General features: G+C 72.0%; 11 protein-coding genes and 2 pseudogenes. 8 read left to right on the forward strand and 5 right to left on the reverse strand.

Annotation, left to right across the window (positions count from 1 at the left end):
* The first annotated feature begins 69 nt into the window (after positions 1-69).
* The 5 genes and pseudogenes from D455_RS0119740 to groL all read left to right on the forward strand — a co-directional run bounded on the left by D455_RS0119740 (position 70) and on the right by groL (position 5,125).
* Positions 70-348 (forward strand): ubiquitin-like small modifier protein 1, encoded by a 279-nt coding sequence (locus D455_RS0119740; RefSeq protein WP_017572435.1) that lies wholly within the window; start codon positions 70-72, stop codon positions 346-348.
* A 169-nt stretch (positions 349-517) separates the two neighbouring features.
* Positions 518-1,093, forward strand: coding sequence for a PadR family transcriptional regulator (locus D455_RS0119745; protein WP_017572436.1), 576 nt, complete (start codon positions 518-520; stop codon positions 1,091-1,093).
* 303 nt (positions 1,094-1,396) lie between these two features.
* Positions 1,397-2,368, forward strand: coding sequence for a daunorubicin resistance protein DrrA family ABC transporter ATP-binding protein (locus D455_RS0119750; RefSeq protein WP_017572437.1), 972 nt, complete (start codon positions 1,397-1,399; stop codon positions 2,366-2,368).
* On the forward strand, positions 2,365-3,168 hold the full coding sequence (locus D455_RS0119755) for an ABC transporter permease (protein ID WP_017572438.1): 804 nt from the start codon (positions 2,365-2,367) through the stop codon (positions 3,166-3,168). Before D455_RS0119750 ends, D455_RS0119755 begins: the two co-directional genes overlap by 4 nt.
* A 326-nt stretch (positions 3,169-3,494) precedes the next feature.
* Positions 3,495-5,125 (forward strand): annotated as a pseudogene (groL, locus tag D455_RS31060) (chaperonin GroEL).
* Positions 5,126-5,556: 431 nt separating this feature from the next.
* Here the strand turns inward: groL and D455_RS0119765 are convergent.
* The 3 genes from D455_RS0119765 to D455_RS35515 are packed head-to-tail and all read right to left on the reverse strand — an operon-like array spanning position 5,557 to position 9,364.
* The gene (locus tag D455_RS0119765) at positions 5,557-7,383 is read right to left on the reverse strand and encodes an ABC transporter ATP-binding protein (RefSeq protein WP_017572440.1); all 1,827 of its coding nucleotides are present in this window, start codon (positions 7,381-7,383) and stop codon (positions 5,557-5,559) included.
* Positions 7,380-9,122 carry an ABC transporter transmembrane domain-containing protein gene (locus D455_RS0119770; protein ID WP_017572441.1) on the reverse strand — a complete coding sequence of 581 codons (1,743 nt, stop codon included), beginning with the start codon at positions 9,120-9,122 and terminating at the stop codon, positions 7,380-7,382. The genes D455_RS0119765 and D455_RS0119770 overlap by 4 nt, the downstream gene beginning before the upstream one ends.
* Entirely contained in the window at positions 9,047-9,364 is a 318-nt protein-coding gene (locus D455_RS35515) for a Scr1 family TA system antitoxin-like transcriptional regulator (protein WP_241480285.1), read from the reverse strand. Before D455_RS35515 ends, D455_RS0119770 begins: the two co-directional genes overlap by 76 nt.
* A gap of 63 nt (positions 9,365-9,427) precedes the next feature.
* Here D455_RS35515 and D455_RS0119775 point away from each other — a divergent pair, with 63 nt between their 5' ends.
* Entirely contained in the window at positions 9,428-9,775 is a 348-nt protein-coding gene (locus D455_RS0119775) for a VOC family protein (protein WP_026122797.1), read from the forward strand.
* 71 nt (positions 9,776-9,846) lie between these two features.
* On the opposite strand, the gene D455_RS0119780 is transcribed toward D455_RS0119775, so the two are convergent.
* On the reverse strand, positions 9,847-10,269 hold the full coding sequence (locus D455_RS0119780) for an NUDIX hydrolase (protein ID WP_017572443.1): 423 nt from the start codon (positions 10,267-10,269) through the stop codon (positions 9,847-9,849).
* Positions 10,270-10,441: 172 nt separating this feature from the next.
* Between D455_RS0119780 and D455_RS0119785 the strand changes: the two genes are divergently transcribed.
* A complete protein-coding gene (locus D455_RS0119785) occupies positions 10,442-11,764 on the forward strand; it encodes a glycoside hydrolase family 6 protein (RefSeq protein ID WP_017572444.1) in 1,323 nt (440 codons plus the stop codon).
* A 217-nt stretch (positions 11,765-11,981) separates the two neighbouring features.
* Complete coding sequence (locus D455_RS0119790) at positions 11,982-13,055, forward strand: zeta toxin family protein (RefSeq protein ID WP_017572445.1); 1,074 nt, start codon at positions 11,982-11,984, stop codon at positions 13,053-13,055.
* 1 nt (position 13,056) lies between these two features.
* Here the strand turns inward: D455_RS0119790 and D455_RS0119795 are convergent.
* Positions 13,057-13,315, reverse strand: a pseudogene (locus D455_RS0119795) (R2-like ligand-binding oxidase); the annotation flags it as partial.

A 13,315-nucleotide genomic window follows, 5' to 3' on the forward strand; every position in this document is an offset into this window, starting at 1 on the left:
CCGCTTCGGTCCGCCCGTCGCCCGCGGGGCGCGCCCCACCCGTCATCTCCCACGAGAAGGAAGTCCGCCATGAGCGTCAGCGTCCGCGTGCCCACCATCCTGCGCACCTACACCGACGACGCCGCACAGGTCACCGCCAGGGGCGCCACCCTGGCCGAGATCCTCGACGACCTGGAGGCCAACCACCCCGGCATCCGCGCCCGCATCCTCGACGACAACGGCAAGGTGCGCCGCTTCGTCAACGTCTACGTCGGCGACGAGGACGTGCGCTTCGAGAAGGGGTTGCAGACCGAGGTCGCCGAGGGCGCCCAGGTCTCCATCATCCCGGCGGTCGCCGGAGGCTGCTGAGCCTTCCGCCGACACGTACACGGGGCGGTTCCGGCGCCGGAGGCGGGTGCCGGGGCCGCCCCTTCGCCGTCCGCCGCGGACCGTGGCGCCGCCCACACGGACGGGCGCACCGGTGCGCCGTGCCGCTCCTCGTAACCTGGTGGAGATCTGTGGTTGAACGAGGGTGGCGATGTCGGCGACGCGGCTGTTGGTCCTGGGTGTGGTGCGCATGAAGGGGCAGGCCCACGGGTACCGGGTGGGCCGTGAGCTCCTGTCCTGGGGCGCCGAGCAGTGGGCCAACGTCAAGTGGGGGTCCATCTACCACGCCCTGCGCAAGCTCTCCCAGGAGGGCAAACTGCGCGAGTTCGTGGCCGAGGGCGACGAGGTGGTCGACCGCACCTCCTACGCGATCACCGAGGACGGCGTCGCGGAGATCCACCGGCTGCTGCGCCGGGGGCTGACCCGCAGGGACGATCCGGCGATGCTGTTCGCGTCGATCACCCTGATGACCTCGCTTCCGCGCGCCGAGGTGATCGACCTGCTCGGGCAGCGGCTGGAGCTGCTGGAGAAGGTCGGTGACGAGCTCCTTCCCGCCGAGGAGTGGGGCAAGCCGAGGCACGTGCACGAGCTGTTCGGCCTGTGGGGGCGCACGATCGACGCCGACATCGGGTGGACGCGGGACCTCATCGCCTCCCTGCGGGCCGGGGAGTACACCATGGCCGACGACGGCCCCGACGCCTTCGGACTTCCGCCCGCCGCCTCCTGACCCGACCCGGCCACCTCCTCCGCGCCGCCCCGGGCAACCGGGTGTCGGCCTCGGCCGCCTCCTCGGCGCGGCGCCGGACCCGGCGCGCTCCACGGCAGCACGGTACGACGCCCGCGCGTCCCCACCAACGGCCGTACGGGTTGTCCATGGTGATGAGGAGGGCGGTCGAGGGCGCGAACACGGCCGCGCCGCGCGGTGCCCGCCGTCGGGAACCGACCGGAGCCCGCTCTTATTAAAGTTTGAATATCTCCTCCGCGTGGTGCACACTCTCTCCCGTGCTCAAGTTTGAATAAGGAGAAAGGGATGATCCACACGCGTGGGCTGACCCGGAGCTTCCGGGTCGGCAAGGACGTCGTCGAGGCCGTACGCGGCGTCGACATCGACGTGGCCAGGGGCGAGCTCGTCGCCCTGCTCGGCCCCAACGGCGCGGGGAAGTCGACCACCCTGCGCATGCTCACCACACTGCTGGAACCCACCTCGGGCACCGCCGTGGTGGCCGGACACGACGTCCGCGCCGAACCCGCCAAGGTGCGCAGGGGGATCGGTTTCGTCGGCCAGGGACACGGTGCCGGGGACGACCAGCGGGCCGAGGAGGAGCTGTACACGCAGGGCCTGCTCTACGGGCTGGACCGTCGCACCGCCCGCCGCCGCGCCGACGAGCTGCTCGACCAGCTGGAGCTGGGCGCCGCCGTCGGACGCGAGGTCACCAAGCTCTCCGGCGGGCAGCGCCGGCGGCTCGACATCGCCATGGGACTCATCCACGAGCCCGATCTGCTGTTCCTGGACGAGCCCTCCACCGGACTCGACCCGCACAGCCGCGCCAACCTGTGGGAGCACATCACCCGGTTGCGCGACCGCCTCGGCACCACGGTCGTGCTCACCACCCACTACCTCGACGAGGCCGACGACATGGCCGAGCGCATCCTGGTCATCGACCACGGCAGGGTCATCGCCGACGGCAGCGCCGACGAGCTCAAGGGCAAGGTGTCGGGCGACCTGGTCACCTTCACCGTGTCCGACGGGGAACGGGCGCGCGCCGCCGCCGGGATCGCCGAGCGCACGCCGTCCGCCGGGGCGGCGGAGGTGATCGAAGACGTGGGCCGCGACCCCGAGGTGCGCCTACGGGTGGAACGCGGGGACGCGGTGCTGCCCGAGCTGCTGCGTGAGCTGGACGCGGCCGGGATCTCCCTGCTCACGGTCGGGGTGAAGCGGCCCACCCTGGACGACGTGTTCCTGACCCTGACCGGCCGCAGCCTGCGTGAGGAGGGGGCATGACCGTCCACGAGGAGACCCCGGCCCCGGCGGAGGCGGCGTCCGTGCGGGGGCCGAGCCTGCCGCGCGACACCGCGACCGTCTTCGCCCGTCAGATGCGTCCGCTGCTGCACAGGCCGCTGATGCTGGTCTTCGGCATGATGCAGCCGGTGCTGTACCTGGTGCTGTTCGCGCCCCTGCTGACGGGGCTGGCCGGGGCCCAGGGAGAGAACCCGTGGCAATGGTTCATCCCCGGTCTGCTGGTCATGCTCGCCCTGTTCACGGCCGGGTTCTCGGGGTTCTCCCTGCTGCCGGAGATGGCCTCCGGAGCGCACGAGCGGCTGCTGGCCACCCCGGTGAGCCGGGTGGCGCTGCTGCTGGGCCGGGTCCTGCGCGACGTCGCGACCATGCTGGCGCAGATGGTGCTCATCATCGTGCTGGTGGTCCCGTTCGGCTTCCGCGTCTCGGTGGTGGGCGCGGTCGTGGGACTGCTCCTGCTCGCGGTCCTGGGCACCGGCCTGGCCACGCTGTCGTACCTGACGGCCATGGCGGTCAAGCAGACGTACGTGTTCGCGCCGATCCTCCAGACGGTGATCATGCCCCTAATGCTGCTGTCCGGCGTGCTGCTGCCCATGGACCTGGCGCCGACGTGGCTGTACGTGCTCTCGCGCGTCAACCCGGTGGCGCACGTGGTGGACGCCCAGCGCGCCCTGTTCGCCGGGGAGTGGGGCGCGTCGGTCGGGATCGGCTGGGCCGTCGCGGTCGTCCTGACGGTCGTGGCGCTGGCCGTGGGCTCGCGGGCGATGCGTCGCCTCAGTTCCTGACCGGGCGGCGGGGCCGGGTGCCGGGGAGGAAGCCGGTGCCCGGCCGTGTCCGCCGAGCGCGGAAAACACGTGCTCCGTGCGACGTTTGCCCAGGTGAACGCCGAAATGCCAGGCTGGAAAATCGTGACCACATCGTTTGCACTCTCCGGGGTCGAGTGCTAAAAAGGAACCTGGTTAGCACTCGTCACCACTGAGTGCTAAACCGGAGCGAGGCTGCGAGGCCGTGGCGTCCGGCAGCAGGGTTGCCGGTGGGCCGCGGTCGTCCGTCGCGGGCGCACGCCTCGTCCCATCGCGTATCAGCCCGGTCACGGGAGGACAAGAACTCAATGGCAGCCAAACTGATCGCGTTCGACGAGGAGGCCCGTCGCGGCCTTGAGCGCGGCATGAACCAGCTCGCTGACGCCGTCAAGGTCACGCTCGGCCCCAAGGGCCGCAACGTCGTCCTGGAGAAGAAGTGGGGCGCCCCCACCATCACCAACGACGGTGTCTCCATCGCCAAGGAGATCGAGCTCGAGGACCCGTGGGAGAAGATCGGGGCCGAGCTGGTCAAGGAGGTCGCCAAGAAGACCGACGACGTCGCGGGTGACGGCACCACCACCGCCACCGTGCTCGCCCAGGCGCTCGTCCGCGAGGGTCTGCGCAACGTCGCCGCCGGCGCCAACCCGGTCGGTCTCAAGCGCGGCATCGACGCCGCCGTGGCTCGCATCAACGAGGAGCTCGGCAACCTCTCCAAGGACATCGAGACCAAGGAGCAGATCGCCTCCACCGCCTCGATCTCCGCCGGCGACCCCCAGATCGGCGAGACCATCGCCGAGGCCATGGACAAGGTCGGCAAGGAAGGCGTCATCACGGTCGAGGAGGGCCAGACCTTCGGGCTGGAGCTCGAGCTCGCCGAGGGCATGCGCTTCGACAAGGGCTACATCTCGCCCTACTTCGCCACCGACCTCGAGCGCATGGAGACGGTCCTCGAGGACCCCTACATCCTCATCGTCAACTCCAAGATCTCGAACAACAACGAGTTCCTGCCGGTTGTCGAGAAGGTCCTCCAGGCCGGCCGTCCGCTGGTCATCATCGCCGAGGACCTGGAGGGCGGCGCCCTCCAGACGCTGATCGTCAACAAGATCCGCGGCAACTTCAAGTCCGTCGCCGTCAAGGCCCCGGGCTTCGGTGACCGCCGCAAGGCCCAGCTCGGCGACATCGCCGTGCTGACCGGCGGCCAGGTCATCACCGAGGAGGTCGGCCTCAAGCTGGAGAACACCGAGCTGGACATGCTCGGCCGTGCCCGCAAGGTCGTCGTCACCAAGGACGAGACCACCATCGTGGACGGCGCCGGTGACGCCACCTCGATCGCCGGTCGCGTGAACGAGATCCGCAACGAGATCGAGCGCACCGACTCCGACTACGACCGCGAGAAGCTCCAGGAGCGTCTCGCCCGCCTGGCCGGCGGCGTGGCCGGNTCAAGGCCGGTGCCGCCACCGAGGTGGAGCTCAAGGAGCGCAAGCACCGCATCGAGGACGCCGTCCGCAACGCCAAGGCCGCGGTCGAGGAGGGCATCCTGCCCGGTGGTGGCGTCGCGCTGCTCCAGGCCGGTGTCCCGGTGTTCGACAAGCTGGACGTCGAGGGTGACGAGGCCATCGGCGCCGACATCGTCCGTCGCGCCATCGCCGAGCCGCTCAAGCAGATCGCCATCAACGCCGGCCTCGAGGGCGGCGTCGTGGCGGAGAAGGTCCGCAACCTGGAGCCCGGGTTCGGCCTGAACGCCGCCACCGGCGAGTACACCGACCTGTTCAAGGACGGCGTCATCGACCCGACCAAGGTCACCCGCTCGGCCCTGCAGAACGCGGCCTCCATCGCCGGTCTGTTCCTGACGACCGAGGCCGTCATCGCCGAGAAGCCGGAGAAGGCCGCCGCTCCCGCCGGCGACCCGACCGGTGGCATGGGCGGCATGGACTTCTAGTAGGTCCGTGAGACCTGTGGCCCCAGGGCCCGCAGGTGTCCGAGGTCCGGATACGCGACCTCGCCCGCGACGACCGGGCGGCTCCTCGGAGCCGCCCGGTTTCGCCGTTTCCGGGGCCGGTGTCGGGACTGTTCTTGGGGGAAACCGAGGTTGTCCCGCGAAGTGCCGGACGGACGGGGGCGCGGAGCCCTACGCTTCCGGTGTGAGGGCACGAGGCGGAGGAGTTCGACCATGACGGAAGCCGCCCCGGCGGTGGGGCTGTCGCGGTGGGACTACCTGCTGAGCACCTGGCGGGAGTTGGACGTGCCCGACGGCTGGCGGGCGGAGATCCTCGATGAGGACGGCATTCGACTCGTGGCGCCCCCGCCCATCTCCCACAACGTCATCGCGGCCCGGGACCGGCCGACCGGTGGGCACGTGGAGTCCCGCCCTCAGCCCTCGCCGTGCCAGGCCCGCCACAGGTCGGCGTACGAACCGCCCCGGGCGAGCAGCTCGTCGTGGCTGCCCAGCTCGCTGATCCGGCCGTCCTCCACCACCGCGATCCGGTCGGCGTCGTGCGCCGTGTGCAGCCGGTGCGCGATGGCCACGACCGTGCGGCCCGACAGCACCCCCGCCAGGGAGCGCTCCAGGCGGCGGGCCGAGCGCGGGTCCATCAGGGACGTGGCCTCGTCCAGCACGAGCACGTCGGGATCGGCCAGCACCACGCGGGCCAGGGCGAGCTGCTGCACGTGTGCGGGGTCCAGCGGGGCGTGGCCCGACCCCACACGGGTGCCCAGCCCGTCCGGCAGCGAGCGCACCCACGCGTCGGCGTCCACGGCGGCCAGCGCCGCCCACAGGCGTTCCTCGTCCACCTCCGCCGCGCCGTCGGGCCGGTCCAGGGCCAGCGCCAGGTTCTCGGCGATCGTCCCACCGAACACGTGACTCTCCTGGCTCAGCAGGATCGCCCGTCCGCGCCGCACCTCGGGATCCAGCCCCGACATGGACGTCCCGCTCACGCGGACGCTCCCCGACGTCGGCGTGTGCACACCGGCGATCAGCTTGCCCAGGGTCGACTTGCCCGCGCCGCTCGGCCCCACCACGGCCAGGCGCTCCCCGGGCGCCAGCGTGAGCTCCACCCCGTGCAGGACCTCCCTGCCGGTGTAGCCGAAGCGCAGGTCCGCCACCCGGACCTCGCCGGGACGGGAGACCCTGTGCGCGTCCGGTACCGAGGACGCGGCGGGTTCCTCCTCGGCCATCTCCACGCCCAGCAGCCTGCGCAGGCTCGTGAAGCCCATCATCAGGCTGTCCACCTGGTCCAGCAGTTGCTCCAGGGGACGCGCCATCTGCCTGGCGAGGAAGATCGCCGTGGCGATCTCCCCCAGGCTCAGCGAACCGTCCAGGTACAGCAGGCCCGCCACCAGGAAGGTCAGGGCGATCGGGAACATGTACCCGAACTCCAGCGGCGGATACCAGACGCACCGCAGCCACAGCGTGTACCGTTCCGCCGCGTAGGCGCGGCCGATCCGCCGCTCGTTGCGCGCGATCTGGCGGGCCTGCCGGCCCAGCGACTCGATCGTGTGCGCGCCCTCCACGGTGTCGGTCACACCCTGGGTCAGCTCCGAGTAGGTGAACAGCTCACGCACGTACCCGTCCGGCGCCCTGCGGGCGTACCAGCGCGTGGACACCCACAGCACGGCCACGGACGGTACCCACGCCAGGAGCAGGGCCGGGTGCAGGACGGCCGTCGCCGCGGCGACGATCACCACGGTCACCACGCTGACCGCCATCACCGGCACCGCGACGCGCACGGTGTGGCTCAGGTGGCCGATGTCGCGACCGGTGCGTGCCACCAGGTCACCCGTGCCCGCGCGCTCCACCACCCCCAGCGGCAGCCGGAGCACCGCGCGCACGAACTCCTCGCGCAGCTGCGCCAGTACGGTCTCGCCGAAGCGGATCGACGTCGCCACGGACGCCAGGGTGAACCCGGCGTGCAGGACCAGCGACACGACGATCAGCACGGCGAGCACGTCGACGCGCGAGGACGCCCCCTCCGCGCGCACGGTGTCGATGATCATGCCGAGGACCCAGGGCGAGGCCAGCGCCGTGAGCGCGGCCAGGCCGTACAGCAGCACGACGACGGCGAACAGACGGCCGTGCTCGCGTCCGGCGCGGCGCAGCCGCGCCCACACGGCGGAGACCGGCGCGACCGGCAGCCCCTCCGGTTGGTACGCCCGGGACGCCTCGGCGAACTCCTCGGCCCGTTCGGCGGTCTGGGTCATGACTTCCCCTCCGTGGGGACGGCGCGTAGGACGGTGGCGGCGTAGCGGGGGGAGGTGGCGAGGAGTTCCCGGTGGGTTCCCTCGGCCACCAGACGGCCCCCCTCGACGAACTGCACGCGGTCGGTGCGGTCGAGCAGCAGGGGGCTGGTGGTGACCAGGCCGGTCGTGCGCCCCGCGCGCTCCACGGGCAGCCGCGCGGCGATCGCGGCCTCGGAGTGGGCGTCCACGGCCGAGGCGGGCTCCACCAGCAGCAGGATCTCCGGGTCCAGGGCCAGGGCGCGGGCCAGGCGCAGGCGTTGCTGCTGGCCGCCGGAGTACTCGCGGCCGCGCTCGGTGAGCGGCGCGTCCAGTCCGGCGGCGGACTGGCGGACCACGTCGTCGGCGTGGGCGGTGCGCACGACCTCCGCGAGGCGCTCCTCGGAGATCTCCCCGTCCGGTGACAGCTCCTCGCGCAGGGTGCCCGAGAACAGGTGCGCGTCGTTGGTCGCCACCAGGACGCGGCGGCGGACCAGCTCCCGGGGCAGGTCCCGCAGGCGCACGGTCTCGCCGGTGGTCCTCCCGACCAGCACGGCGTCCGCGTCCTCCTCGTCCCGGTAGCGGCCCAGGCGCTCGGCGATGGCGGTGGCGTCGGCGGGGTCGGCGCAGACCACGCCGGTGGTGCGGTGCGCGCCGACGGTCACGCCGCTGCCCGGATCGTGCAGGTCGCAGGGACCGGTCGGTTCCGGTGCGGGATCCTCCGGGTCGGGGTGGTCGTGCTCCAGTCCCAGCACGCGCACCACGCGCCCCGCGGCCACACGGGCGGAGGCGAGCAGGGACAGGTCGTGCATCAGGTGGCGCACGGCCGTGGACAGCGTTCCGGTGTAGCCGTAGAACGCGACGAGTTGGCCGATGGTGATCTCCCCGGTCAGGGCCAGGCGCGCGCCGTACCAGACGATCCCGACCAGCAGCAGGCCCGGGAGGAACTCGCGTACGGCGTGCAGCGCGGCGTCCACCCAGCCCACGCGCATGGCGGCGGACCGGACCCGCTGTGAGGCGGCCCGGTAACGGTGGTCCACGGTGCGCTCGCCGCCCACGCCCCGGAGCACGCGCAGGCCCGCCACCAGGTCGGTGGCCAGGGTGGTGAGCTCGGCCTGCCGGTCGCGCTGGTGCTCCTGGCGCCTGGCGAACAGGCCCAGCAGAGGCATCAGCCCCGCCATGATGAGCGGGACCGCCACCAGCACGATCAGGCCGAACGTCGCGTGCGAGGTGAGCATGAAGACGCTGACCACGGCCACCGCGACGAGGGAGGACAGGATCTGCCCCGCCGTCTCGTAGAAGTCGCCGACGCGGTCGATGTCCTCGGTACCCACCGCCACCACCTCGCCGGAGGGCAGCCTCCGGGTGAGCGTGGGACCCATGCGCACCGAGTGGTTGGTGACCACCTGGATGGTCCGGTACGCCGAGGCGTACCAGTTGAAGCACTCGGCCCGGTGCGCGACGGGGATGAGCGCGACGGAGCACAGGACGAGCGCGGTGAGGACGCCGAACCACCCGAGGAGGGCGTCCAGGTCACCCCGGACGAGCCCGGAGTCGAGCGCGGCGCCGAGCGCGGCGGAGATGAGGACGCCGACGATCATGAAGGCGCCCGTGGAGGTCCCCGACCACAGGAGGAGGCGCCATGCCTTCAGGGCGAGCCACCACAGGAATCGGTCGGCCGACCGGTGCTCGGGGACTCCGGGATACTGGAGATGTGTCCGCACAGTATCCGGACTGTAACCAGGGGCGTCTGTGGGGGCCACTTCTTTTTCGGCGTCCCGGGGAGCTCGCGGAACGCGGTCTCGTCGATGACCGCCCACAGCCGCGGCGCGTCCGCACGGGAAGGCGGGCGCGGGCGCGTCGTTCGCGCCTGGACGCGGCGGTCGATCTCCTCGTCGGAGGTCACGCCCCCGCCACGGATCGTCGCGCGGGCGTGAGCCTCGGTCCGTGGACAACGAGCGCGCATGGTTCCGCCGCGGCCGGGGAAGGTCCGGACACACCCGATTCCCACCGTCGACAGGAGTCCCCGTTGTCAGTCCGTCGAGTCGTGCCCGACATCCGGTCGGAGGCCATGGAGGAGAGCCGGGACTTCTACGGCCTCCTCGGGCTCGAGGAGGTCATGAACCTGGGCTGGGTCGTGAACCTCGCCTCCCCCTCCAACCCCACGGCGCAGGTCATCCTCATGAGCCGTGACGAGACCGCGCCCGTCACACCGGACATGAGCATCGAGGTGGACGACGTGGACGCGGTGTACGCCGCCGTGCTCGACGGCGGAGCGGAGATCGTGCACCCCCTGCAGGACGAGGAGTGGGGCGTGCGCCGGTTCTTCGTCCGCGACCCGAACGGCCGGGTGGTCAACGTCGTGGGCCACCGCTGACCCGACGCGCCCCCGTCAGGCCCCGCCTCAGCCTGCGGACGGCCAGCGCGTACGCGCGGGGCCCGGCCCGGTCAGTGGACGGTGCCCTCGGCGTGCAGCAGTTCGATGAGGCGGCGCACGGCCGGGGCGCAGCGCTCCCGGTCGGCGAACCCGATCCACGCCAGCTCGGCGATCTCGTTGTCCACCGCGATCTCACCCTCGTGCTCGGCCGTGTGACACGACAGCCGCACCCGCGTGCCCGGCCCCTGCGCGTGGGCGGCCTCGTCGATCACCGCGACCCGGCGGAACGTACCCGGGCGCAGCACCACGCTGACCTCCTCCAGCGCCTCGCGCGCCACCGCGGCCTCGTCGCTCTCCCCGGGCTCGCGCTTGCCTCCGGGCAGGTAGAACAGGTCGATCCCCTCGGTGCGGACGCACAGCAGGCGGCCCTCGCGTACGTGGACCCAGGCGAGGGCGTCGATGACGGCGGGAGGGGAGGGAGGGGTGGGTGACATGTGACCACCCTATGTCAGGACGGAGATGTCACCTTTGGGAAACACAGCTGTTACCCCCCTGGGGCGGAAGGAGTTTCCCGGGGTAGCCTGACGTTTCTGGGAGCGCTCCCATTCGCACAGCAACGGGAAACCGGGGGACCACCACGGGGGTCAACTCACCGAAGGAAGGCTTATGTCCCGCACACGCATAGCCGTCGGAGCAGCCATCAGCTCCGTCTCGGCCCTGGCCATGGGGGCGGCGCTGCTCAGCGCGTCGCCCGCCGCGGCCGACGGGCCCGAGTTCTACGTCAATCCCAACACGTCGGCGGCCACCTGGGTCGAGGAGAATCCGAACGACCACCGGGCCGACGTCATCCGCGACCGCATCGCCTCGGTCGCGCAGGCCACCTGGTTCACCCAGCACAACCCGAACGAGGTCCGCGCCGACGTGGACGCGTTGGTCAGCGCCGCCGACGCCCAGGACCAAGTCCCCATCATGGTGGTCTACAACATCCCCGGTCGCGACTGCGGCAACCACAGCGGCGGGGGAGCGCCCAGCCACGACGCCTACCGCGCCTGGGTCGACGAGGTGGCCGGGGGCCTGGAGGGCCGCCCCGCCACCATCGTCCTGGAGCCCGACGCCCTTCCGCTGGTGAGCGGTTGCAGCGACCCGTCCGACCTGCTGGACTCCATGGCCTACGCGGGCAAGGCGCTCATGGAGGGCTCCTCCGAGGCGCGGGTGTACTTCGACATCGGCAACTCGGCCTGGCTCGGCCCGCAGGAGGCCGCAGACCTGCTCAACGGCGCGGACATCGCCAACAGCGCCCACGGCATCGCCACCAACACCTCCAACTACAACTGGACCGCCGACGAGGTCGCCTTCGCCGAGGCGGTCATCGCCGCGACCGGCGTGCCCGGACTCGGCGCCGTCATCGACACCAGCCGCAACGGCAACGGTCCCGCTCCCGAGAACGAGTGGTGCGACCCGCCGGGGCGGATGATCGGCCGGCCCAGCACCACCGACACGGGCAACCCCTCGATCGACGCCTTCATCTGGACCAAGCTGCCGGGTGAGGCCGACGGCTGCATCGCGCCCGCCGGGCAGTTCGTCCCGCAGGCCGCCTACGACATGGCGGTGAACGCCCCCGACCACCCGGACGAGCCCACCGACCCGGATGAGCCGACCGACCCGGACGAGCCCACCGATCCCCCCTCCGACGAGGGCTGCACGGCCGAGTACGGGATCGTCAGCGAGTGGAGCAGCGGCTTCCAGGCGGCGGTCACGGTCACCGCCGACTCCGACATCAGCGGCTGGACCGTGACGCTGACCTACGATGACGGCCAGAGCTTCACCCAGGGCTGGAACGCCGACTTCTCCAGCAGCGGGTCGCGGGTGACCGCGTCCGACCTCGGATGGAACGGCGGACTCAGCGCCGGGAGCAGCACCGAGTTCGGATTCACCGGGAGCCACGGCGGTGCCAACGGCGCCCCCGAGGTGACCTGCTCCGCGGCCTGACCGGTCCGGACGCGTGACGGGGTGGGGCGATCCCAGCCCCACCCCGTACCCCCGTCGCCCCGACCGCGCCGTGCGACACCGCCATTCGGTCCCCGCCCCCCGCCCAGCGTTGGCCGCCTCCGGCCAACGGCGCCGAACCCGACATCTTCCGACGGCTGACGCACTAGCATCCACAGCGGTGACCAAACGGCGCCAGCCCCGGGAAGGCGAGCGACTGATGGCGGTTCCACACGTGCCGGACCGAACCCTCCGGCCGCTCCTGGAGGAGAGCTCCTGCGGCGGTTTCCCCCCGCAGGAGGGTCCCCTGCGCGAGGCCCGAGAACGGGCCTACAACCTCTACAGCGCGGCCGTCGGAGCCTGCCTGGGCCGCGCCGACGGCCGTCCCGAACTCAGGGAACGCGCCGCCGAACTCCTCGCGCGGGAGGCCCGGCTGCCCTTCCTCACCCCCGAGGAGGTCGACCGGGTCAACGGCGAACTCCCCGACGTCATCGCCGACCTGCGAGCCGAGCCGGTCGCCGTTCCCGAAGGCGCGACCCCCGGCGACCCGGGCAGGATCCTGTCCGAGGCCGACCTGGCCGCCCTCTTCGACCTCGCGCTGCGCGACAGGCTCACCGGCACCGCCCGCGAACGCCCCCGGCTCCTGCTCCTGGGCGGCCAACCCGGTTCGGGCAAGTCCACCCTCCAGCGCCTCGTCCTGCCGTTCCTGCCCGAGGGAACCGTCAGCTACGACGGTGACGACCTCCTGCGCCTGGCACCCGACTACGAGTGGGCGATGACCGCGGACGACCGGGCCGCCTCCGCCGCCCTGGCCCGGCAGGTCGGCGGCCTGCACGGACTCGCCATGACGCACCTGCGCGCGGGCCGCGTGGACGTGGTGTGCAGCCACCCCCTCGGCCGCGCCGACTGGGCCGCGTCCTGGGTGGAGGGCTTCCGCGACGCCGGATACCGGGTCGAGGTGGCCTTCGTGGCCACCCACGGCTCCAACAGCCGCTTCGCGATCGCCGACCGCCACGCGCGGGCCCGGGCCCACCAGGGGTTCGGCAGGTGGATGCCCGAACTCCACCACGAACGCTTCTACCTGGGCGTCCCCAACACGGTGGAGTTCCTGGAGACCCACCGGCTGGTGGACTCGGTCTACGTGCTCTCCCGCGACGGCGACGTGCTCTACGCCAACCACCAGGAGGACGGCGACTGGCGGAGCGAACCCTTCGGCCGGATCGCCCTGGAGGCCGAACGCGGACGCCGCGAGCTGTGGCACGAGGCGTCCCCCGGTCCCCACGGCCTCCCCTGACTCAGTCCCGGGCGGTGAGCTTCGCCATGGCCTCCCGGTCCTCCTCGCCGAACCGCTCCTCCAGGTCCTCGGGGGTGGCGTCGAGGTCGATCCGGGACACGGGCACGCCGCGCGCGGACTCGATCGCGCCCAGGCGGCGCAGCGCCCGGTCGCCCGCGTACCGGACCAGCTCTCCCGGCGGGAGCTCGTAACGCCGCGTCGCAGGGTCGTCCGACGGCTCCTCGCCGCGCTCCACCGTGGCCGTCACGTGCGGCAGCAGC

Source organism: Nocardiopsis halotolerans DSM 44410 (assembly GCF_000341065.1).
Lineage (GTDB): Bacteria > Actinomycetota > Actinomycetes > Streptosporangiales > Streptosporangiaceae > Nocardiopsis > Nocardiopsis halotolerans.